At 62.8% G+C, this 22,818-nt stretch carries 20 protein-coding genes; 12 read left to right on the top strand and 8 right to left on the bottom strand.

From position 1 onward, the window contains the following. The first annotated feature begins 76 nt into the window (after positions 1 to 76). Complete coding sequence (locus tag K5R33_RS13760; protein ID WP_220749643.1) at positions 77 to 847, top strand: gamma-glutamyl-gamma-aminobutyrate hydrolase family protein; 771 nt, start codon at positions 77 to 79, stop codon at positions 845 to 847. A gap of 25 nt (positions 848 to 872) precedes the next feature. On the opposite strand, the gene K5R33_RS13755 is transcribed toward K5R33_RS13760, so the two are convergent. The 5 genes from K5R33_RS13755 to K5R33_RS13735 form a co-directional block, all read right to left on the bottom strand. Beyond that, complete coding sequence (locus K5R33_RS13755) at positions 873 to 2,471, bottom strand: ATP-dependent DNA ligase (protein WP_220749642.1); 1,599 nt, start codon at positions 2,469 to 2,471, stop codon at positions 873 to 875. Continuing rightward, the gene (locus K5R33_RS13750) at positions 2,468 to 3,334 is read right to left on the bottom strand and encodes an alpha/beta hydrolase fold domain-containing protein (RefSeq protein WP_220749641.1); all 867 of its coding nucleotides are present in this window, start codon (positions 3,332 to 3,334) and stop codon (positions 2,468 to 2,470) included. Before K5R33_RS13750 ends, K5R33_RS13755 begins: the two co-directional genes overlap by 4 nt. After that, entirely contained in the window at positions 3,331 to 4,365 is a 1,035-nt protein-coding gene (locus tag K5R33_RS13745; protein ID WP_220749640.1) for a ligase-associated DNA damage response exonuclease, read from the bottom strand. Before K5R33_RS13745 ends, K5R33_RS13750 begins: the two co-directional genes overlap by 4 nt. Positions 4,366 to 5,087: 722 nt before the next feature. After that, complete coding sequence (locus tag K5R33_RS13740; protein WP_220749639.1) at positions 5,088 to 6,140, bottom strand: FliG C-terminal domain-containing protein; 1,053 nt, start codon at positions 6,138 to 6,140, stop codon at positions 5,088 to 5,090. A 77-nt stretch (positions 6,141 to 6,217) separates the two neighbouring features. Next, positions 6,218 to 6,748, bottom strand: coding sequence for a tetratricopeptide repeat protein (locus K5R33_RS13735; RefSeq protein ID WP_220749638.1), 531 nt, complete (start codon positions 6,746 to 6,748; stop codon positions 6,218 to 6,220). 32 nt (positions 6,749 to 6,780) lie between these two features. On the opposite strand from K5R33_RS13735, the gene K5R33_RS13730 reads away from it, so the two are divergent. Further along, positions 6,781 to 7,050, top strand: coding sequence for a hypothetical protein (locus tag K5R33_RS13730; protein ID WP_220749637.1), 270 nt, complete (start codon positions 6,781 to 6,783; stop codon positions 7,048 to 7,050). Between the two features lie 158 nt (positions 7,051 to 7,208). On the opposite strand, the gene argC is transcribed toward K5R33_RS13730, so the two are convergent. Both argC and K5R33_RS13720 read right to left on the bottom strand, forming a co-directional pair. Continuing rightward, on the bottom strand, positions 7,209 to 8,120 hold the full coding sequence (gene argC, locus K5R33_RS13725) for an N-acetyl-gamma-glutamyl-phosphate reductase (RefSeq protein ID WP_220749636.1): 912 nt from the start codon (positions 8,118 to 8,120) through the stop codon (positions 7,209 to 7,211). 77 nt (positions 8,121 to 8,197) lie between these two features. Next, positions 8,198 to 9,163 (bottom strand): ester cyclase, encoded by a 966-nt coding sequence (locus K5R33_RS13720; RefSeq protein ID WP_220749635.1) that lies wholly within the window; start codon positions 9,161 to 9,163, stop codon positions 8,198 to 8,200. Positions 9,164 to 9,387: 224 nt separating this feature from the next. Here K5R33_RS13720 and K5R33_RS13715 point away from each other — a divergent pair, with 224 nt between their 5' ends. The 7 genes from K5R33_RS13715 to K5R33_RS13685 all read left to right on the top strand — a co-directional run bounded on the left by K5R33_RS13715 (position 9,388) and on the right by K5R33_RS13685 (position 17,251). Beyond that, the gene (locus K5R33_RS13715) at positions 9,388 to 10,608 is read left to right on the top strand and encodes an ABC transporter substrate-binding protein (protein ID WP_220749634.1); all 1,221 of its coding nucleotides are present in this window, start codon (positions 9,388 to 9,390) and stop codon (positions 10,606 to 10,608) included. A gap of 403 nt (positions 10,609 to 11,011) precedes the next feature. Next, positions 11,012 to 12,031 (top strand): carbohydrate ABC transporter permease, encoded by a 1,020-nt coding sequence (locus K5R33_RS13710; RefSeq protein WP_220749633.1) that lies wholly within the window; start codon positions 11,012 to 11,014, stop codon positions 12,029 to 12,031. A 4-nt stretch (positions 12,032 to 12,035) separates the two neighbouring features. After that, a complete protein-coding gene (locus K5R33_RS13705; protein WP_220749632.1) occupies positions 12,036 to 13,199 on the top strand; it encodes a carbohydrate ABC transporter permease in 1,164 nt (387 codons plus the stop codon). 115 nt (positions 13,200 to 13,314) lie between these two features. Continuing rightward, entirely contained in the window at positions 13,315 to 14,127 is an 813-nt protein-coding gene (locus tag K5R33_RS13700) for a TIGR00282 family metallophosphoesterase (protein WP_220749631.1), read from the top strand. Then, positions 14,124 to 15,011, top strand: a complete 888-nt coding sequence (locus tag K5R33_RS13695; protein WP_220749630.1) for a DMT family transporter — start codon at positions 14,124 to 14,126, stop codon at positions 15,009 to 15,011. Before K5R33_RS13700 ends, K5R33_RS13695 begins: the two co-directional genes overlap by 4 nt. Beyond that, complete coding sequence (locus K5R33_RS13690; protein WP_220749629.1) at positions 15,008 to 16,786, top strand: SLC13 family permease; 1,779 nt, start codon at positions 15,008 to 15,010, stop codon at positions 16,784 to 16,786. The genes K5R33_RS13695 and K5R33_RS13690 overlap by 4 nt, the downstream gene beginning before the upstream one ends. 27 nt (positions 16,787 to 16,813) lie before the next feature. Continuing rightward, positions 16,814 to 17,251: a hypothetical protein gene (locus tag K5R33_RS13685; protein ID WP_220749628.1), complete on the top strand. Its 438-nt coding sequence runs from the start codon at positions 16,814 to 16,816 to the stop codon at positions 17,249 to 17,251. 482 nt (positions 17,252 to 17,733) lie between these two features. On the opposite strand, the gene K5R33_RS13680 is transcribed toward K5R33_RS13685, so the two are convergent. Then, on the bottom strand, positions 17,734 to 18,708 hold the full coding sequence (locus K5R33_RS13680; RefSeq protein ID WP_220749627.1) for a phosphoadenosine phosphosulfate reductase: 975 nt from the start codon (positions 18,706 to 18,708) through the stop codon (positions 17,734 to 17,736). Positions 18,709 to 18,886: 178 nt separating this feature from the next. Between K5R33_RS13680 and K5R33_RS13675 the strand changes: the two genes are divergently transcribed. The 3 genes from K5R33_RS13675 (at position 18,887) to K5R33_RS13665 (ending at position 22,786) form a co-directional block, all read left to right on the top strand. Next, positions 18,887 to 19,957: a glycosyltransferase family 2 protein gene (locus K5R33_RS13675; RefSeq protein WP_220749626.1), complete on the top strand. Its 1,071-nt coding sequence runs from the start codon at positions 18,887 to 18,889 to the stop codon at positions 19,955 to 19,957. Continuing rightward, positions 19,954 to 22,212 carry a glycosyltransferase family 2 protein gene (locus K5R33_RS13670; RefSeq protein WP_220749625.1) on the top strand — a complete coding sequence of 753 codons (2,259 nt, stop codon included), beginning with the start codon at positions 19,954 to 19,956 and terminating at the stop codon, positions 22,210 to 22,212. Before K5R33_RS13675 ends, K5R33_RS13670 begins: the two co-directional genes overlap by 4 nt. A 79-nt stretch (positions 22,213 to 22,291) precedes the next feature. After that, positions 22,292 to 22,786: a ClbS/DfsB family four-helix bundle protein gene (locus K5R33_RS13665; RefSeq protein WP_220749624.1), complete on the top strand. Its 495-nt coding sequence runs from the start codon at positions 22,292 to 22,294 to the stop codon at positions 22,784 to 22,786. The last annotated feature ends 32 nt before the right edge of the window (positions 22,787 to 22,818 follow it).

The following is a 22,818-nucleotide window of genomic DNA, read 5'->3' as shown; positions in this document are numbered from 1 at the left end:
GGCCAAGGCACCTGTGACGTGGCATGGCTTTGCGTGGGGACCTTTGGGCGGTATGTGAAACCAACCGGAGGACCCCATGCGCCCAATCGTCGGCATCATTTCGAACCACTACCTGATCAACGATCAGTACCCCGCCCATGCCAATGGCTCTATGAACACGGAGGCGATTGCCAAGGTCTCGGGCGCGATGCCTTTGACCTTCCCCGCTGATCCCGAGGTGACCCGCATCGACGAGCTGTTGGAGGTCTTCGACGGGTTTCTGTTCACCGGGGCGCGGCCCAACGTTCATCCCCAGGAATACGGCGAACCCGAAACCGAGGCCCATGGGGAGTTCGACCGGGACCGCGACCGCATTGCGCTGCCCCTGATCCGTCAGGCGGTGGAGCGTGGGCAGCCGGTACTGGGCATTTGCCGGGGGTTCCAGGAAATCGCCGTCGCCATGGGGTCGACCCTGCATCCGGAGATCCGCGACCTGCCGGGTCGTATGAACCACCGGATGCCGCCCGATGGGACGTTGGAAGAAAAGTTCGCGCTGCGCCACCCTGTGCGCCTGACGGCTGGCGGACCGTTTGCGCGGCTGTTTGGATCCGAAACCGTGGAGACGAACACTTTGCACGGGCAGGGCATCAAAAAGGCCGGTCCCCGCGTGCGCATTGACGGATGGGCCCCCGATGATACGCCCGAGGCGATCTGGATCGATGGCGCGCCGGGCTTCTGCATGGCGGTCCAGTGGCACCCGGAGTGGAACGCCGATCAGGACCCCGTCTCGCGCCCCCTGTTTGAAGCCTTTGGCGCCGCCTGCGCGGAATGGCGCGCCGCCCGGTCAGGATTGCGCCGGGCCGGATAGAGGCTATGCCAGCGGGGAGGCCGCGTCAGCCGTAGGTTTCCAGCATTTCGAGCAAATCCGCGTGCGTATTGATCTCGGACACGGGCTTGTCCTGCCGCCACCGCAACATGCGGGGAAAGCGCAGGGCGATGCCGGATTTGTGCCGCGTGCTGCGTTGGATGCCTTCAAAGCCGATCTCGAACACTTGCTCGGGCGGCACCTGTCGCACGGGACCAAACCGGGCCAGCGTGTTTTTGCGGACCCAGGCGGTGATCTTGCGAAACTCGGCGTCCGTCAGACCTGAGTATGCTTTTGTAAACGGCACCAACTCATTGTCCTTGGCGACGGCAAACGTGAAGTCGGTATAGAGGTTCGCCCGGCGGCCATGACCGGCTTGGGCGTAGATCATCACGGCATCGATTGTCAGCGGCTCCAGCTTCCATTTCCACCAGTCGCCCTTCTTGCGACCAACATGGTAGGGGCTGCTCCGGCGTTTGAGCATCAGGCCCTCGGCCTGGGCATCGCGGGCACCGGCCCGGACATCGGCGAGGGTCGCCCAGTCGGTGAACGGAACCACCGGCGAAAGATGCACCGGCGCCTCTGGTGGGAGATCGGCCAGGAGGGTTTCGAGCATCGCGCGCCGCTCCGCGAACGGACGCGCGCGCACATCTACACCCTCGGCTTCCAGCAGGTCATAGGCGCGTAAGACGGCTGGCGCCTCGGCCAGAAGCTTTTTCGGGACGGTTTTGCGACCGATCCGTTTCTGGAGGGCGGCAAACGACTGTGGCACCTGTTTTTCGGGATCCCACGCCAGGATTTCGCCGTCCAGGACCGTCCCATCGGGCAAGAAATCCAACGCCCGCGCCAGTTCAGGAAATCGGTGGGTGATCAATTCTTCCCCCCGGCTCCACAGGTGATGTGTCCCTCCACGAAGGATCAACTGGCCCCGGATGCCATCCCACTTCCATTCGGCCAGCCACTCTTCGGGAGGGCCGAGATCGTCCGGGTCCCCGTCGACGCCATGGGCCAGGCAAAACGGGTAGGGGCGGCTTTGGTCGGCAGCAGGGTCCGGCGCCAGGATGAGGGACTCGTAGGTGGTCGTGTCGGGCGTCCAGTTTCCCATCAGCCTGTGGGCCAGCTCCGCCTCCGGGATATCGGTCGCGCTGGCGAGGGCACGTGTCATCAACTTTTGGCTGACACCCACGCGAAACCCGCCCGTGATGAGTTTGTTGAACACAAAGCGCTCGGCACCCTCCAGTTGATCCCAGGCAGACAGGATTGCGCTGCGTTTGTCCGCCTCCTCCGCGGTGGCGAGCGCGCGGATCTCCGCGACCCATGCGGACAGGCTCCGGTCAACACTCTGCGCCGCCGGTGGCACCATCAGATGGATCGTCTCAGCCAGGTCCCCGACCACGTCGTAGGAGGCGCGGAACAGCCAGTCAGGCAGGCTCGCCCGCTCCGCTGCCCACTCCGCTAGTCGTGTGGCCGTCACTGTGCGTTTCGGACGTCGCCCGGACAGGAGTGCGATGGTCCAAAGCCGATCCTCCGGGGCCGCTTGCTTGAAATAGGCGCTCAGCGCAGCCGTTTTCGCCGTGGTCTTTGTGGTTTGGTCCAAGGTGGTAAACAGATTGGCAAAGTCCTTCACGGCTGATGGGCCTCCAGATGTTTGGCCATCCGAAGAATGGCCATATCCGCAGCCGAGGACCGCCCCGCGCAGAGCGGGTAATCATGGGGCGTTTTAGGCTCCACATGCAGGTGGACCGTGGCGCCAGCGGCCTCCAACCTCTCTGCGATTGCCATCCCGTCCGGTTCCAGTACTTCCCGTGCAGACAGTTCCAGGTGAACGGGCGGACAGCCCGGAAACTCCGCAAGGACAGGGCTTTGGCGCCGGTCTCGGCCATCGGCATCGCGCAAATATGCGGCGCGGCAACGGTGCAGAAACGCACGCGGCAGCAACATTTCCGCATCGGTGCGAGAGTCATCCTGACGTTCTCGAAGATCGACAACCGGCGAGATGAGCGTCACGCTCAAGGGGGCTCGACCGTCGGTCAGTGCCTGGGCAAGCAGGACAAGGGCTAGGTTGCCTCCGGCACTGTCACCGCCCAGGTGAAACGGGCGGGGCATCGCTTGGGCCACGGATCGCACATCGTCAGGTGCGGCGGGCCACGGATGTTCTGGCGCCCGACGATACCGAGGGGTCCAAACCTCCAACCCGGAGGCGAGCGCCAGATGGTCGGTAAGCCCTGCGTGGGTGTCTGGCGACCCCAGAACAAAGCCGCCCCCGTGGAGCCAGAGTAAACGCCCCTTTGGCCGTGGGGGCGAGACGATGCGCGTTGGAACGCCGCCCACGTCCTGCCAGCGGACGGCAACCTCGACCTCCGTGGTCATCAGTTTGGCTTGGAGGGCAAACAAACTGCGGTGGATACCAACGGGGAGGGGCAGGGCTAGGATCGGGCGATCCACGTAGCGTGTTGTGAACCGGCGGATCCGGTCGAAAACCTGGCTCATGTGACGGTCTCGGCCTCAGTCGGCGCATCGGCATCCGTGTCCGCCGCGTCGAGGGCGTCGCCTTCGTATTCCGTCTCAACCACGGCAGCGTCGTACCCTTGTTCGGTCAGCCAGTCCTTGAACGTCGCGGTATATCCATGGGTCGCAAAGACCCGCTCTGCGCCTGTTTCGCGAATGGCGTCGTTCAGCCCGCGCCAGTCGGCATGGTCGCTAATGACAAAGCCCCGCTCCGCCGCCCGACGCCGCCGCACGCCCCGCAGACGCATCCAGCCGCTTGCAATTCCGGTCGAGACCGACCCGAATTTACGGAGCCACGACCCCGCCAGCGCCGATGGTGGCGCGATGATCAAAGCTCCAGGCGTTGCCTTGACGTCGGTGTCGCGCGTTACGCGCACCGAAGCGGGCAGGGGGACGCCCTGGGCGCGCAGAACCTCATTGGTGTTTTCCACCGCGCCATGGGTCAGGATCGGGCCGATCGATGGATCGACCATGGTCATAACGCGCTGCGCTTTTCCCAGCGAATAGGCACCAATAGCGGCGTGTTGTCCGTTGTCGCGGCAGGTTTGCCACCAGGTGTTGAGCTGCGCGGAGAGGATCGCGTCATCTTCCCAATCGAACACCGGAAGCCCGAATGTGCATTCCGTGATGAAGGCATGGCAGCGAACGGGCTCAAACGGTTCCGACAGACGGTCCGCAACGGTTTTGTAGTCGCCCGAGACGACCCAGACCTCGCCCCGGTGTTCGACGCGTATTTGCGCACTGCCGGGCACATGTCCCGCCGGATGGAAGGTGACGATGGCGTCGCCGATCTGACGCTTTTCCCCAAACGCGATGCCGTCCAAGGCGATGTCGCCCAAACGGTGCCGCATCACAGGACCCGCCGCTTCAGTTGCGAGATAATAGCGGTGGCCCCAGCGCGCGTGATCGGCATGCCCATGGGTGATCAGCGCCCGCTCCACCGGACGCCAGGGGTCGATGTAGAAGTCCCCTGAAGGGCAATAGATCCCCTCATCTTTGAATTCCAAAACCATACGTAGACGTTAGGGCGGCGAACCTGTTTGGCGATAGGAAAGCGGCCTGGGCCTTTGCCGAGGACGCGGGGTCAAACTGCATCGTGGTGTCTGGAATTGGAGTCGTAAAACTCTGAGCGTAATGGGCCACGCCCCTAATACCGCTTTGCGGTGTGTTGATACGACGGTTTTGACCGAAAGATCTGCAGACCTTCAGTTCATTGGTCGTTCCGCTTCCTGCTAAGAGGAGAGCTAGATCGCGGACCCGTCGCATGTTCTCGGACATATCGGCGCTGATTGGAGCGTTTTGCGCCGAACACCCATGTGACCTTTCGACCGAGGCCATGCGTGTCCGCGCCAACGTTTCTGTTTCAGGTCATCCAGTGTGAAAGCCGCTGGAATAGATCAGTGAATTGCACTCCGGGGCCTGCTTGTGGACGCGACAGTCGGTCGATGCAGGCAGGATCGGTTAAAGCACACGACTAGCATTCCCTACTTGGTGTGAGCGGGGCATGCCCTTGCTATTCATCGAATCCCTAAGGTGCTTTGTTTTGGTGCGAAGGTCAGGGGCCGACGCGAGCGGCTACACACAGCACCCGCGTAACCTGTTTGCCTCGTAGGACATCGTCCATTTCTAACTTTGGTTCGGTGCGCGATTATCTTGGCGGCCCGTTAGTTTTAAGCGACCGCCAATAGCGCGAACTCAACGGTCAAGTCAGCGCTTGCGGCAGACACATCCGATCTCACTCCGCACTGTCTTCTTGCACAAGGAGCGACAGCTCTCCCGACTCTTCCAAGGTGCGAATAGCAGTGACAATTTCGGCCATGGCTTCCTCGGCTTGGTCGGAGGTTACCTTGCCCGCATTTCCAATGTCTTCCCGTATCTGGTCAGCGAGGCGGCTGGAAATCGCGCTCAGCAAGAACTCTCCGACCTTTGCTTGCGCCGCGTTCGCGCCTGCAAGCGCGGTCACCAGAACCGCGTTGTCGACACCGCGCAACACGCGCGGGGCATCCCTGGGATCAAGCCGTTGGGGAATGTTCTCAAAGCTGAACACGGTCTTGCGGACGCGCGCGGCAAAGCCCGGATCGGTCGCCTCCAGACGGTCGAGCAAAGCCTGACGCACCGCTGAGGTTGCCAGATTCAAGATATTGGCGACGCGGGTCACGGCAGCGGTCTCGAAAGCGGGTTGCGCGCGCGAATCCGATTGCCGTCCAAGGGCATTTCCGATGCGAGAGACCGCCTCGGGAGTGACGTCCTCCGTTCGACTGAAGGCCGCCGCGACTGCTTCTGACTGCTCCTTTTCAAGCTGTCCGATCAGGCTTGCCGCTTTGGCAGCCGGTAGTTTCGACAGGATGATCGCACAGATCTCGGGCGTTTCCCCTGACATGAGATCGAGGATGACGTCTTCGTCCAGAAGGCCAATGGTGTCCCAGGCTGCATCCCCAAGGGCACCGACGTCACCACCTACCTCGGCAATCAGCCCTTCCACAACGTCTAGGGATAGGCTGCCATCGAGGGTTGCGAGCACGCGGTCAATCTCCCTCGGGAAATGCAACGCAATGCTGTCCAGTTCGGAGGCAAACTCCGCCACTGTTGCGGCGAGCGTGTCCCGGTCGACGAACCTGAGGGAGGCCATGTCGCGCACCAGACGCCTTTGTTGTTCTTTGGGTAGATGGCGAATGCCCGGATCCGCGCCCCCATTGATGAGCAGGCGGACGATCACAGCGGCCTTTTGGCCCTGGCTAAGGTGACGCCGGTCAAAGGGCGGCGGGAACGTCGGGCTTAGCTGTGTCATGGCGTCGGGCCGGGGCATCCTTGTGATGATGCCCCATATGGCCCGACGCGCGTTACCAAACGGTTACTGCCTGCGCATCACTGACCGTAGCCGCGTCCCGTCTCGATAGCGCGGGCCAGGGACGTTTCGGCCCAGGTCCCGCGACCGCCCGCCTGCCGGATCAGGGCCAACTGCGTGCGCGCGGCCTCGGTCTGTCCCTTTTCTGCGAGGCCCTGGCCCATATAGCTGCGCGCAAGGATGTAGTCGGGATCGATGGCCAGCGCGGCGTCATAGAAGGTCATCGCCGTCTCGAAATCGCCAGCCTTGCGCGTCGCAAACCCACGCAGGGTCAGTGCTTCGGGCGTTTCCGCGTTTTCCAGGTTGGCAAGAATTGCCAGCGCATCATCGGCACGGTCGAACGCCGCCAATTCCCGCGCGGCATCGAGCCGGAGGGTGTCGTTCATGCTGCTGTCGCGGCTGTCTACGCAGGCCTTGGTCGCTGCGTCATAGACCTGCGATCCGGTGCATTGTTTGGTCGTTTGCGTGGGCGTTGTGGGTCCTGACCCGGCCGCAAAAGCGAGCGACGGCAGCGCGACGAGCGCAACCGTCAAAAGAGGGAGGCGAGACATGGTAATATCCTTTGGTTGTCTGCCTGCCATAAATGCCCTACAGCCTGGCGTTTTCCAGTGACATCTTAGCGAGCGTCAACGAGGTCGCGGATGCGAACGATGCCTGGGACGGCGATTGCCGCCATATTGGTTTATTCGTCGGTTTTTTCGGCATCCTGCTCAGGCTTGGCACGCAGGCGGACGGGCTGAATATCCAACGTCTGAGGCAATGCCGCTGGACGTTGGAACAAATCACCCCGAAGCGTGGACGCATTCAGATCAAGGACTGTGACCGTCGGCGTGACGAGGGGAATGTTGTCTAAGTCGCTCGGGGAGACGAATTTCTGAGCGAAAGCAGGGGTGGAAACAACCCCGAGGACAAAACACAACAAGGGCAAGCGCAGGCGAGACATGGCTAAGGTCCATTCCTTGGTGGCGTTAACCAAGTCTCACCCGCAAAGGCGGCGCGATTGAGCGCCGATTATGTCAAACCTTCGGTTTCTTTGGCACCAATCATCAGGTTTAGGTTCTGAACGGCGGTGCCAGAGGCGCCTTTGCCCAGATTATCGAGGACGGCGACCACGGTCACGCGGCCCTCGCCGTCGCCTTGAACAGACAAAACCATGCGGTTTGTTCCATTCAAAGCCTGCGGGTCGATTCGGGCTTGGGCCGTTTCCACGCCCACGAAGGGGTCACCGGCGTAGGCCTCACGGAGAGCCGCCTCAATCCTGGCGTGTCGACCAACGCCCCCCGGCAGCAGATCGGCGTGGAGATGGAGTTGGACCGCCATCCCCTGGGCGTAGCCACCGACCGCCGGTTGAAAGGCCGGTTTGCGGCTCATCCCGCCAAATTCCATGATCTCCGGCAGGTGCTTGTGGGTCTGACCGTGGGCATAGAGATAATGGGCAGGGCCGGTGCCGGCCTCGTACTCGGCGATCAACGATTTGCCGCCGCCAGTATAGCCCGATACGCCGGTCAACACGACGCCTGCGTCGCTTGGCACCAAACCCGCATCGGTCAGTGGGCGCAGAATGGCGATCGCGCCCGTGGCAAAACAGCCGACATTGGCGACCCGTGTGGCAGCGGCGATCCGCTCCCTCTGGCCGGGCAGTTCGGGCATTCCATAGACCCAATCGGCGGCCACCCGATGGGCGGTGGAGGCGTCGATGATCCGGGTGTCCCCGGCCAAGGTCACCGCCTGCCGCGCCGCGTCATCGGGCAAGCAGAGGATCGCCACGTCCGCTTCCCGAAAGGCCGTGCGGCGGGCGTCCGTATCCTTTCGGCGGTCCGCATCGAGGGAGATCAGGCGGATGTCCTCGCGGTTGGCGAGACGGTCGCGGATCTGAAGGCCGGTGGTTCCGGCTTCGCCATCGATGAATACGGACGTGGGCATCTGAGCCTCCTTGAGATAGTGGCGCCGGGATAGGCCAGGGCAAAGAGGCGTGCAACAGGCCTGCTGGCCTGTCCGTCCTAAGACAGGATGTCGTGACCCATTTGTCGGAACAGATCCACGTAATCGAGCAGCACCCAGTTTTCCGCAATCCGCCCGTCCGCGCAGCGATAGAAGTCCATCACCCGAAGCGTCAGAGCGCGCCCGGTTGGTTGGACACCCAGATAGGGGCCGCGATGGGTCATCGTCATGGAGGGCCAGCCGGATACGGCCGCGTAAGGACCGTCACCAATGCGGCAATAGTGATTGCCGCCCTTGCGGTCTGGGAATGCCTTAAGAAACGGGGTGCGATGGTCTGCCATGAACCCGTCCCAGCGATAATTGCTGCCGATGCCCGCGGGACCGTACCAGAGCATATCGTCCGCCCAGGTGCCGTCTTCGCCGGTTTGCTGGGCGGAGTGACCGGTCTCCGGGTCGTAGACGTGGAGGGCACCGAGCATCCGCTCGACCAGATCGAGACTGGTCTTGCCACCGTCGGAGCCCGGGCAGACGCCATCATGGGTGGCGGGGCCAGGGAACAGCATTTCGGTGCCCAGACCCTGGGTAAAGGGCTGGCGTCCCGCTTGGATCATCAGGTTCGGCAGGTCGATCAAAATGCGGCTTTGGGTGATCTGTCCGGTGTCGGACAGCCGGTGGAACTCTCCCACCCGCAGGAACGCCAATTTGCCGGACGGCGCGACACCCCAGAGCGGGGCGACATGTGTGCCGACGACGTGGCTGACGCAGGCGACCCAATACCCCCCCTCATCCCGACGGTTCAGTCCGCCGATGACGATCTCATCCCGGCGATGGGGGAAAGCCAGCGCCGCGCGTAGGGGACGGATGACGCTCTCTAAGATGGCATCCCGTCCGGTCACCCGGTCGACCGGTGCCATCATGTCCCAGACCGCATCCTCTGCCAGCAAGCCTAGCGCCACGTCCTGCGGGTCTGGCGCTGTCAGCAGGGCATTCAGCCCGGCGCGCGTGGTGTGACGGTGGTCGATCATCTTGTCCTCAGCGTGGTGGCCCTAGATTCCGACTTGCACGGGGCGCTGGCCTGGGGCTAGCGTCTTGCAAGCGTATGCAGAGCGGCACCCTAGAGACCCCGTCCGAAATGAAAAGTGGGATTTGAATTGAACCGATCGCCTGGCTCAGGTCAGGGTGCGGCAGGGGCATATGCCTTGGGATCGGGCCAACCCGACCCGCGAAAACACTATCAGGGAGCTATACAATGCTGATGAAAAAACTGGCGCTTGCGGGTGCCGTCGCCATGCTGGGCACAACCTCTGCCATGGCCTGCGCCTTCCAGAATGAGGTCGAGGTCAAATCACTGTCGGCTGGCTTTGAGGCTTGGAAAGCCGTGACCGATGCCATGTCGGAGTGCGGCAACGTCTCTGCCGAGCTGGATCAAGAGTTCCGGACCAAGCAGCCCGCGGCCTTCGCGGCCAATCCGTCGCTTTATGCCCTGGGTGGTGTGTCGAACGGGACGGTCACGCCGCTCTTGAACGAAGGCACGATCCGGCCCCTGGATGACCTGGTGGAAGCCTACGGCCAGAACCTCAGCCCGAACCAGTTGATCCGCATCGACGGTCAGATCATGGCCATCGCCATGATGGTGAACACGCAGCACATGATGTACCGCACCGACATCTTCGAGGAGCTGGGGCTGGAGGTTCCGACCACCTACGATGAGGTTCTGACAGCCGCCGCCGCCATCCAAGAGGCGGGTGTCGTCGAATACCCATTGGGCGCCACGATGAAGTCCGGCTGGAACCTTGCCCAAGACTTCAACAACATGTTCGTGGGCTTCGGCGGCGATTTCTACAACGATGACAGCACGCCTGCGGTCAATTCCGAGGCCGGTGTCAAAGCGTTGGAGATGATGAAGGCCCTGACCGAATACATGGACCCCGAGTATCTGGTCAGCGATTCCACCTACGTCCAGCAACAGTTCCAGCAAGGCAAAATTGCCATGGCCAACCTCTGGGCCAGCCGGGGTGGCGCCATGAACGACGAGGCGGAAAGCTCGGTCGTCGGCAAAGTCGGATCGGCTGCGGCACCGCTGGCGATGGCTGGGGGCGTGCCAGCAACCACACTCTGGTGGGACGGCATTGTCGTGGCTAAGAATATCGACGACGCGACGGCCGAAGCCGCCTTCCGCGTCGCGATGGAGGGTCTGGACAGCGAGATGGTTCAGGGCGCCAATGATACCGCGATTTGGTTGGTCGAAGGCTATCAGCCGAGTGATATGGCCCAGGGTGCTATCGCCACGGCGACGGCCCAGCCCGCGCCGCCCAGCTACCCCTCCACCAGCCAGATGGGCCTGATGCACACCGCCCTGGGGAACGAATTGCCGTCGTTCTTCACCGGTGATCGTACGGCGACGGAGGCTCTGGCCGCCGTTGAGGAGGCCTATTCCTCGGCCGCTAAGGAAGCTGGTCTGCTGCAGTAACTCACCCAAAGGGTATGAGCGATGGGGCGGTCCGAACGGGCCGCCCCTTTTTCATGGCTATGGAAGCCTACGGCGAACGGGGCGCAGGTGGCGGCGCATCCAGGAGGTGAAAGAACGTCTTACAAAGGGCCGCCTGTTTGGCCCTCTCTCTGAATATCACTCCGCATCCATACGCCCCGACGTCCGCCGTTACGGCTGAAACCAAACCGCCAAGGGCGGGGATCTCATAGCGGCGAGCCGTCCGATGGTCCCCGAGTTCCGCGCAAACTCCGGTGAGACTTTCAGCGCTTTGCATTCCTATGCAAGATTTCTGACGGGACCGACGGACATCGGCGTGAAACTCCGTGACAGCCCCGGTTTTCCTATGCAACGGTCCAGAAACACCAGCGGCACGGAGGCCAGCGTGAAGTTCAAAACCTTCGCCATGTTCGTGGGACCATCGGTATTCCTGATGCTCCTGTTCATTGCCTTCCCGCTTGTCACGGTGCTGGTGAATTCATTCCAAGTCACACAGCCGATCTTTACCACCCAAGAGGTGGAGACCTGTACGCCGGGGTTCCTGCAACAGACCTGCGTGACTGAGGTGAAGACGATCCCGGTTCTGGACGACGACGGAAATACGGTGACGCGCACCGAATGGGTTGGGTTCCGGTCCTACGCCAACGTCCTCGGTGGTGAGCGGGCCATCGCGGCGCTCAGCGGGTTGGACTTTGGCGCCTTGCTCCAGATCGATTTCTGGAAAGCTTTGCGCTTCACGCTGACCTTCACCCTCATCACTTTGCCCCTGGTGTTGATTGTTGGGCTGGCCATCGCGGTTGTCGTCAACAACGCCTCTCGCGCCGTGAAAGGGCCCGTGATCTTTGTCTCGCTCCTGCCGTTTATCATCACGCCCGTAATCGGCGCGCTTTCGATCCGGTGGCTGTTCTATGGGGACGGCATCGTCACAGTCTGGCTTGAGGCGCTGTGGAACACTGACTTATCGGTCGCGGCGAACGGTTGGGCGATCGAGTTTCTTATGATGTTCTATCGGGTCTGGCACGTGGCGCCCTTTGCTTTCGTGATCTTTTACGCAGGCCTTCAGACGGTGAACCAGGACACGCTAGAATCGGCGGTCATCGACGGCGCCTCCCGGTGGGAACGCCTGCGTTACGTTGTGATCCCGCACCTGATGCCGCTGATCGTGTTCATCACCCTCATTCACCTGATGGACGCCTATCGCGCCTTTGAAGAGGTGATCGGCTTCTCATCGGAATCCCACAGGATCACCTTGCAGTACCTCACCTACGATTACCTGACGCCCGATGATGCCGGGAACCGAGCCGTGTCGTCGGCCTCTGCCTCGGCCATGCTGACAATGATCGGGGTCGTGATCTTGCTTGCTGCACCGCTGCGCCGCACTTGGCGCGACCATAGGGGGGGCTGAGCCCATGTCCGACGCATCTATCCCGCGGGCCATGCGCCAGCCCTTTTCGCTGAAGCTGGCCTCCAATGCCTTCCTCCTCGTGTGGCTGTTGCTCGCAGCTTTCCCGCTGGTCTGGGTCCTCTTGATGTCGTTCAAATCCCCGGTGGACGCGTTTTCGTCCAATGCCTGGGAAGTCATCTCCGGGCCGCGGACCTTGGCCGACGGCGCGGGGATCAGCATTGTCGATATTGTCCTGTTCGTCGTCTTTGCTTGGGGTGCGATCAAAGCCGCGACCGTCTGGCTGATGCCCATGGCGACGGCGGAGGGCACACTGCAAAAGATCTTCAACTGGGCAGTGATTGCTCTCGGCTTTGGGGTTCTTGCCGTCATTGGCCTGTTCTTTCTGCTGCCAGTGGTTGCCGCACCCATCGAGGGGCTGCTTGGTCCCCTCGGGCAGCCGATCTTTGGCCTGACGACGCAGCACTACGCCGCCGTCTGGGTCGAGAACGCCTTTTACGAGAACTTCCGAAACTCCATGGTCGTGACCATTGGGGTGGTCACCGTCTCCTTGACCGTCGGGACACTGGCTGGATACGGCCTGGCACGGTCGGGCTCCACTTTCGCCTTCTGGATCCTGATTATCGCGCTGATCTTCCGTGCCTTGCCCCATTCGGTTCTCGTTGCGGGCTACCTCCCGGTGTTCATCAATTCCGCTGAGCTTCTCTCTCCGATCCTGGGCGAGAATGCGCCCACACTCTACGGACAGCCCCTCGCTGTGATTGCCGTGCTCGTGTCCATCAACCAGCCTTTCACGATCTGGATGCTGCGGAGCTTCTTCCAAAATATTCCGGTGGACCTAGATGAAAGCGCCCGGGTCGATGGCTGCACCCATTTTCAGGCGTTTCGGTGGGTTATCATGCCCGTGATGTGGCCGGGTGTGATCACGACGGGGCTGTTCAGCTTTTTGCTTGCCTACAACGACTTCCTGGTGACTTCGCTGCTGTTGGATGCCTCCAATCAGACGATGGTCCCTGCCATCGCCGGGTATTTCAACCGCGAGACGACGACCACTGACCAGGTGGAGGCCGTGGCCGCAGCCGTGTCCATCACCGCGCCGTTGTTCCTGTTGGTGATGATCTTCCAACGGCAAATCGTCTCCGGCCTGACCGCAGGTGCCGTGAAGGGGTAGGGGCCTGCGCCCCGCGCTGAAAAACTGGGCGCATGCGATCCTTCAACGAAGGATCGGGAAAGAGATTTCAGCGAAATCTCTTTCGGCCCAGCGCGCTACAGCGTAACCGGCATCCATGAGACTTTTGTTCCTTGGGGATGTCATGGGCCGCGCGGGTCGGCGCGCCGTGTCCGAACGGTTGCCTGCGCTGCGGGCGGATTGGGCGTTGGACGCTGTTGTAGTCAACGCGGAAAACGCCTCCTCCGGTCGTGGGCTCAACGCCGCCCAAGCCAAAGACATCTTTGCCGCCTGTGCCGATGTGATCACACTCGGCGACCATGCCTTTGATCAAAAGGACATGATGCAGGCCATCGGCGAGGACAGCCGCATCTTGCGCCCCATGAACTATGCCAAGGCGGCGCCGGGGGCCGGGGCGCGGATCTTCACAATTGGGGGCCGCAAATTGCTGGTGGCACAGGTGTTGGGTCGCGTGTTCATGTCCCGGCAGTACGACGACCCATTTGCGCCCATAGATGCGCTCCTCAAGGCGCAGCCCTTGGGGCGGGCGGTGCAAGCCACGTTGATCGATTTCCACTGCGAAGCCACGTCGGAGAAGATGGCCATGGGCCATTTTTGCGACGGGCGCGCCAGCGTCGTCGTTGGCACCCATACCCATGTCCCCACAGCAGACGCGATGATCCTGCCGGGTGGCACGGCCTATCAGACGGACGCAGGCATGTGTGGGGATTACAACAGCGTCATCGGCATGGAGAAGGCGGAGCCACTCCGCCGCTTTGTAACCGGCATGAACAAGGCGCGATTCGAGCCTGCGGCCGGAGACGCAACGCTCTGCGGTCTCTTTGTGGAAACGGACGACAGCACTGGTCTCGCAGCCTCCGTGTCTCAAGTCCGGGTGGGCGGTCGGCTCAGTCCCATGGGTCCCGGATGAGCGCGCCGCGTCCGGTCCTTTGGGGCAGCCTGCTGCTGTTCGGGGCCGGGTGGGGTCTGTTGCAGCCGTTCAACAAGGTTGCGGTCGCGGGCGGCTTTCAACCCTTTGCAATCATGGTCTGGCAAGCGGTGGTGACCTTGGTCTTGGGCGCCGTCCTGCTACGACGGCTGCAAATCCCGTTCCCGCCCCAAGCGGCTTGGCTGCTTTGCGTGCAAGTGGCGATCCTTGGAACACTGCTGCCCCATCTGGCGACCTATACGGCTGTGGCCCACCTGCCTGCCGGACTTATGGCGATCTTGATCGCGACGATCCCGATTTTGGCGTTGCCCATCGGCGCGCTGTTTGGCGTGGAGGTGGTGACCCTGCGCCGGGTCGCGGGCCTGTGCCTTGGCATGGCGGCTGTGGCTCTCATCGCCCTGGCCCAAGGCCACCTGGCGGGCGGCGCACCCTGGGCAGTGGCCGTCGCCCTCTGTGCGCCCCTGTGCTACGCGGTGAATGCGGCCTTGATCGTGCGGAACGGGACAGGCGACGTGAACCCCTTAGCCATTCTGTGGGGCGCCATGGTGCTTGTGCTGCCCCTGTCGCTCGGGCTGGCCCTCGTGTCCGATCAGCCCCTGTCACTGTTCGACGAAGGCCGCGTTGCCGCGTCCCTTGCTGTTCTCTTGATCGCCGTTGTCCACACCTTGGTCTACTCCGGCTTCCTGTGGCTGTTGGGACAGGCAGGGGCCGTCTTTGCGGGGCAGACGGCCTACCTCGTGACCGGCTTCGGTGTCCTCTGGTCTGCCCTGCTTCTGGGGGAGCGGTATCCGGCATCGGTCCTGGTCGCGGGCGTTCTGATGGTGTTGGGAATGGCTTTGGTCCGACCGGTAAGGCCAAATCCATGAGCTGGCTTGACTTGCCTCAGCACATCGACGCCTGGCTGACCCTGGCCACCCTGGGTGTCATGCTGCTTCTCTTCATGCGGGAGACATACCCCACCGAAGTGACCGCCATGGGGGGCGCTGTCTTTCTGCTGGTGACCGGTGTTCTGCCTTACGAGGCCGGTGTGGCCGTTCTGGCGAACCCTGCGCCCTGGACGATCGCCGCGCTCTTCCTGTTGATGGGCGCCTTGGTGCGGACGGGTGCCCTCGACTGGTTCACGCGCTTCGCGGAATCCCATGCGGCGACCCGGCCACGGTTGGCCTTGGCCATTCTTCTGGGCGTGGTTCTGGTTGCATCGGGCTTTGTGGCGAACACGCCCGTTGTCGTCGTCATGATCCCGGTCTTTGTGCAATTGGCTGCGTCGATGGGATATGCGCCGTCCAAGCTTTTGATCCCGCTCAGCTATGCGTCGATCCTAGGCGGGACAATGACGTTGATCGGCACGTCGACCAATCTTTTGGTGGATGGCGTTGCGCGGGCAAGCGGTCTGGCCCCGTTCACAATCTTCGAGGTCACGCCCCTTGCCTTGCCGGTGGCCCTGGTCGGTTTGGCGTATCTCTACCTCGTCGGGCGCCACCTTTTGCCAGAGCGGACGTCCATGGCGGCGACGCTCACCTCCCGGAAAGGGCAAAAATTCTTCGCCGAGGCTGTCATCCCCCAAGGATCAAACCTGATCGATCGACAGGCCTTGGATGTGAAGCTGTTCCAACGCGACGGAGTACGCTTGATCGATGTGGTGCGGGGCGATGCCTCCTTGCGGCGTAACCTGCGGGACGTCACGCTTCAGATGGGGGATCGGGTGATCCTGCGCACGGAGATCGCAGAACTCTTGACTCTCCAGCGTAACAAGTCCCTGAAACGATTGGACCAAGTTGGCGCGGTCCAGACCTCTACCGTAGAGGTCCTGATCACGCCCGATGCGAAACTGGTCGGCCGCAGGTTGGGCGCGCTGCGCCTGCGGCGGCGCTATGGCGTGTACCCCATTGCGTTGCACCGGCGTGATCGGAACCTGTCCGGTCAGTTGGAAGAGATGGTGCTGCGCGTTGGTGACACGCTCCTGCTGGAAGGGTCGGGCGAGGACATCCAGCGCCTGTCCCAGGACATGAACCTGGTCGAGGTCACCAAACCGTCTGAGCAGGGGTATCGCCGCGAATACCTCTGGATTCCGCTGACCGCCGTTGCGGGCATTGTGGCGCTGTCGGCATTCGGACTGGCGCCGATCTTTGCGCTGGCGGTGATTGGCGCCGTTGTCGTGCTGCTGACACGCTGTGTTGATTCTGACGAGGCGTTTGGCTTCGTCGACGGGCGCCTTTTGGCGATGATTTTCGCGATGCTCGCCGTCGGCGCGGCCCTACAATCCTCTGGTGCGGTTCAAATGATCGTCGATTGGTTGGCCCCGTTTCTTTTGGGGCTACCGGCACCGCTGCTTGTCCTGGCGGTGTTTTTGCTGACCTCGACGTTGACGGAAATCGTGTCCAACAACGCCGTGGCGGTGGTGGTCACACCCGTCGCGATTGCCCTTGGACCGGCGTTGGGTGTTGATCCTCGGCCTCTCGTGGTCGCGGTGATGGTGGGAGCCAGTTGTGCTTTTTCGACACCAATCGGGTATCAGACCAACATGTTGGTCTACGGTCCGGGGGGCTACCGGTTTACCGACTTCGTCAAAGTGGGTATCGGCATGAACATTATCGTCGCGCTTGTCTCGGCGGCGCTGATTCCCGTGATCTGGCCGCTGTAGACGCATCGCCAGCCCTCGGAGGTTTCCATGCGCCCCGCACTTTTCCTTGCTCTTCCAGCTCTTATGGCCGGATGCGTCGTTGTGGACGAAACCTCTTCAGCAGGGCCAGAGGGCGTGCCCTCGGGGGAAACGCGCGTCTTGAGCGCCGTGGCGACGCCAAGCCGCGTGACGATTCGCATGTCGGACGGGGCACGGTGCGTCGCGGCGCGGCCCGAAGGCGTTCCCGGTGGTTGGTCGGGTGTTACTGCCGATTGCGGCTACCAGCTTCCTTATGCGGTGACGTTTGTCCAAGGGGGCAGCCCCGCGCGCTTTGTCATCGAAGACCCGACTGGCGTTCCAGCCGGTCCCGATGGGCGCCCGGGTCCCCGCGCCGAGGTGATCGTGACCGATGTGAGCGGGCAGCGCCGTCTCTTCATTTCGCCACTCGGTCCGAACGTGCGGTTTGAGACGACCCCAGCCGGTTGAGCGCAGGCCAAGGCGCTGTGTGAGGTGCGTCCGTGGCATTGCGCCGGAAACAGGTTTGAGGCTGCGCTGAATGCATCGGCTGAACCGGCGCGCGTAGAGATGCAATGTACTTCGACGTGCCGATCTAAGGGCGCGATACCTGCTCCTAAGAGCTGACCAATTCTGCCGATGTGGATCACGTCTCCCTTCCCCAGTCGTTACAAGGCACGCGGACATCAGGGTCTTAGCCGCGCCCTTACTGTGAGTGCTTTGCATCGCAGGCTCTGGGCGTTTCAGCGAACCCGGCTCGTGCCTCAAATCGCTTCGAAGATCTGTCACCTCTCATCGGGCGCCTCCGGATAATTGCTGCTGCCGTCGCTAAGGCTGTTGAAATTTGCCAATGCGAACGCACGGACCCATAGCGCTGACCGACTTCGAGGTTCCGAGCACAGCCATCCCGTGACCCAGCACCATCCTAGCCGACCCGGCTGCCGCCAAGGCGGTTATTCCCCGGCGAGGCGCATCCGTTCCGGCGCAGCGGGGGCCTGAGGGTCCAGGCCCGCAGGGGCTTCGCGCCCGGCATCGGCAAGCTGCGACAGCGCATCGTTCATGCGCCGCCGGGCCGCGTCACTGCCCGTCCGCGTGAGGATCTGGCCCGCGCAGATGGCTTGCAGCCAGGGCCGCTCCATAAGGTCTAGCTTGCGCATGAGGTTGTTGAGCCAAATATCGTCCTGGCGACGTGCCCGCCAAAGCTGCGCCCAGCGGAGCGGTGTCAGTGCCCCACTCACCGCGCCCGCAACGAGGCGATCCAAGATCCCCATGTCCTCTAAGCGACGATGGAGGCGGGGGCCCCCGTGGCGCGCCCGCAGATGCGTAACGTGGTCGCCCTGGAAAAGACTGGCGTGCATGGCGTCATAGGTCTCGGTCGGGTCGGAGATCACGAAGACACGGCGCGCGCCATCAATCATGCTCGGCGCGTAGCCATATCGCGACGTGAAGGGCAGCGCCCGATCCGTGCGGAACCGCGGCTCCCACGGGGTGTGATCCCGCGACAGCGTTGCCAAGGGCGCGATCAGGAAGACAGTCGCCCCTGGCGCCGCCAAACTGAAGGCGGCCGCAGCATAGCCGTTGATCCCCGCACCGACGAACAGCACCGTATCGTAGTCGTCAAAGAACCCATCGTCGGTCAGCTCATCGAACAGGTCGAACACCGCGTCGTCCCGAAACCAGGTGCGTCCTTTGGATAGAACCGACAGCGTCGCCCAGCCGCGTTTGCGCGCGAGGCCCGTGGACCAGGGCAGGGCGCCGTCGCGCGCAAGGACGGACCGTTCGCTGTCGAACTCCACCAACAGGGTCCCGTCGCCTGGACGGAACAGGGCTGAATGGACGTCGCCCACATCCCGGAACCATCCATCGGTCCCGGCTGCATCGCGCAGGGGCGTTAGGCGATCATCGGGCGCGATGGCGTCGGTTGGCATGGAACGGGTCCTTCAACGATGGGGCACACCGCCCACCATAGCCCGAAATGGTTACCGTAGGCGGAACAAATTCCGGGGCTTCTGCGGAAAACTGCCATGTTAATTCCTCGATTTTTCACGGTTTGCATGGCAATCCACGGCCAGTGATCCGATTGTTAACCATGTTGTAGGAGGCCGGATGCCTGATCAGCGCGCACCGGGGCCCCGGATTACGGTCGTCAGCTGTCTCCGCGACGAAGGGCCTTACGTGGTCGACTGGGTTGCGCATTTACGGGCGCTTGGCGTGGCCACGGTGCTTGTCTACACCAACGATTGCTCCGACGGGACCGAAGATATCCTGGAAGCCCTGCGCCCTGCGGGCGTGATCCATGTGCCCCAAGGGGACGTTTTGGGGCAGAAGGGATCAGTGCCCCAATGGCGCGCGCTCCAGGCCGCTTGGACCCATGGGGCGGTGACGGAGGCTGATTGGGTGCTCCATTTAGACGTGGACGAGTGGATCGCGCTCGACGCCTCCATGGGCCTGAAAAACCTGTCTGATCTGATCGACCTTTGCCCGGATGCGGAGGCGATTGCCATGGGCTGGCGGTTGTTCGGCAACAACGGGCGCCTCGCCCCAGGGCAGGGCAGCCCGGCAGAGCGCTTCCAACGGGCCGCGCCGCGCGACATGGTGTATCCGGCCCTGGGATCCTTCTGTAAGACCCTGTTTCGCAGGCATGGTCCCTTTGACGGGCTCGGGGTTCATCGGCCCAAACAAACCGCGCCCCCGGTTTTATACGACGATACCGGCACGAAGCGGCCTGAGATGGCGCAGCGCGAGGGGCAGATATTGATGTCTCGGGACCCAAAGGCGTCCGCGCGGCGGGTGCAGGTGAACCATTACTCCGTCCGCTCCGTCCATGAGTTTCTGGTGAAGCGCTCCCGTGGGCTGCCCAACCGAACGGGTAAGGCGATTGACCTCACCTACTGGGTGGAACGCAACTTCAACACCGAGGCTTGTAACATGATTGCGGCCCAACTCCCGGCTTGCTCCGCTGAGGCGGCGCGTTTGAGAGCCTTGCCTATGGTCGCAGAGGCGGAGGCGTGCGCAGTTGCGTGGCACGGCGCCCGTCTGGCCGAAATACTTGCCTCCCCAGCCGGGGCGCGCCTATGCGGTCGGCTCATCCTGGCAGGTGACAGCCACGTTCCAACGCCCGAGTTGGGACGCCACCTCCTCCGACAGGGCTTTCGGGCAGAAAGGACGTCCCGATGATCGAACACCGGACACTCACCGCGCAGACCGTGGGAGACATTCGCGTTTTGGATGTGGTGGCGGATCTGCCCGACGGCGCGGGGCAGTCTGAGGTCCGTGTCTTTCTGGGTGCGGGGACCCCGACCGCCTGCGTTACCTCTGTCGATGGACTGTCCGTGGATCGTGTGCTGTCGGTGAGTTCCGCTCTCATGGTGACGGGCACCTGGAACCCAGAGCGTGCGGGACTGCCCCTGCCGCTGCAAAGGGCGGCGACGAGTGTCCCGCCCGCCACGCCAGAACCGGGCTTGCTTGCCGGGTGTCGCGTGCTGATGGCCACGCGGAACGGGGAGCCTGCGGCGACCGTGGCCGATTGGATGCGATACCACGCCACACGGCATGGCGCCGACGCGGCCCTGATCCTGGACCGCCGCCGCCCCGGTGAGGCCTCCTTGGCCGATGACTTGGCCGCTTTGCCCGGTCGGGACGCCCTTGCGCTCTCCCGCTGCGTGGTTGTCGACTGCCCGTTGCCCCTCGGGAAACACGCGGCCTCCGAAAGACACCCAATGGCGGCCCCGGATGCGCCTGGCAAAGACCGCATGGTCTCTCCAGAACCGGACCCCTGGACGGCACCGCTGGCTGATCTGATCGTGTTGGAAGCGCTGCGCTGGCGGTTCCTTACAGAGGCGCGGGCCGTGGCTTGGCTGGATATTTGCGATATCTTGGTGCCTGTGGCGCCCGGGCACGGGGTCTTCGATCTGGTGGCGGCTTCTGAGACCGGACTTGTCCCACTTGTGGGGCGGCGGATTTATCCGTGGCGTGTCCGCAAGGGGCGATACCCCCATTATGGTGATCACATCTGCGATCAGTTCGACGAGGCGGGGGGCAATCGCCGCTGGGCCTGCGATCCGCGCCGCATTCCGCCGGAGGCTCCGTTCCGCCTTGTGCGGATCGGCGGAATGACACCCGATCCGCGCGTGGCCTATTTCTACCGCGCCATGGCCGTGCGCTGCCACGAGGATTTGGAGCTTCCCCTGGCGCCCAAGGCCGGTCTTGTTCTTGACGACGATCTCCTTGCCCTGTCCAAGGACGCCTTTGGCCATAGTCCTGTGCTGCCGCCCATCAGCGCCGACGCCGGTGGACCGCTGCCAGCAAGCGTTCCGGGGCGAACGGCCATTGTCACCTGCATGAAGAACGAGGGCCCCTTCATCCTGGAGTGGATCGCCTATCACCGGGCCATCGGGGTCGACGACTTCCTCGTCTATACCAACGATTGCACGGACGGGACGGATCGGCTGCTGGATCTGTTGCAAAGCCATCGGATCGTCCAACATCGCGACAATCCGTTCCGCACGACGGATATGAAGCCTCAACACGCCGCATTGGCCGCTGCAGAAAGCGAACCGATCATGGCGCGCGCCGGTTGGGCCATCTGCATGGATGTGGACGAATACATCAATGTCCATGTGGGCGACGGACATTTGCGTGACCTCTTTGGCGCGGTGGGGGATGCGAACATGATCTCGGCAACCTGGCGGTTGTTCGGGAACGGCGATCACCACCTGTTCGACACGGCTCCGACGATTGAGCGCTTCACGTCCTGCGCGCCGCAGTTGATCCGCAAGCCGCATCAAGCCTGGGGCTTTAAAACCCTGTTCCGCAACATGAATATCTACCGCAAGTTCGGGGTCCATCGCCCCAAGGGCCTGCGTCCCGACCTTTGGGAGCAGGTGCGTTGGGTCAACGGCTCCGGTCAGCCTATGCCGAAAGAGATGCTGCGCACGGGTTGGCGCTCCTCCCTGGAAACCTACGGCTATGATCTGGTGACGTTGAACCACTACGCCGTTCGCGACGCCGAGAGCTTTCTGGTCAAGCGCGACAGGGGCCGGGTCAACCACGTGGAGCGGGACCAGGGGCTGGGCTATTGGTTTCGGATGAACAACAACGCAGAGCAAGACATCTCTATCCAGCGGATGCTGCCTGCGATGCGGACCGAGATGGAGCGTCTGTTGGCGCTTCCCGGCGTGGCCGAGGCCCATGCGGCCTGTCTGGCGGCCCATCGCGCCCGCGTTCAGCAACTGCGGGCCGGAGATGCCTTCGGGTCCTTCTTTGCCGAAATCACCTCCGCCCGGATGGAGCGGTTGAGCCGTCTGCATAAGCATTTCGGCGCAAACGTCTTCTTGGCCGGACCCGATTGCATCCCGGATGAGGTCGTCACCGGCGATCTGGCCGAAGACTTCTTCTTCACCGTCAAGGACGTGGATGAGACCGCACATTGACACGACCCGCAGGGGTTTGATCGCCATCAACGACATACCCTAGGGGCACGGGACATCCTCACGTCAGGAGGGTTTGGCCATGCCTGCGACCACGAAAGCGGAGCTCCTGTCCGTGACGGACAAGGAATATAGCAAGCTCACCGCCTTGATCGGTAAGGTGGATCCCGCTGCGGCCTTCGTGCCCGTGGACGGAGAAGTGTCCATAAAGGACGTGATCGCCCATCGCGCCCATTGGATCGATCTGTTCCTCGGCTGGTACGCCGATGGCCAAGCCGGACGACCGGTGTTCTTTCCGGCAGAGGGCTACAAGTGGTCGGAGCTAAAGCGCTACAACGCGGACCTGCGTTTGCGGCAGTCGCATATGACATGGTCCGAGGCGGTCGAGATGTTGGTCCAGAGGGCGGCGGCCTTGCGGGCGCTGATCGCGGGCCTCTCCGAAGACGCCTTGTATGGTGGGCCGATGAAAGGGGCCAAGAACACCTGGACCACCGGACGATGGGCCGAGGCCTCGGGGTCCAGTCACTATCGATCCGCCGCGAAATTCATCCGCGCGGCCTTGCGGTCCATTGGCTGACGCGGCGGGCGGGACCTGCTCAGCAGGATCGA

Source organism: Jannaschia pagri (assembly GCF_019655435.1).
GTDB lineage: Bacteria > Pseudomonadota > Alphaproteobacteria > Rhodobacterales > Rhodobacteraceae > Jannaschia > Jannaschia pagri.
This window is presented reverse-complemented; position numbering and strand designations above follow the sequence as displayed.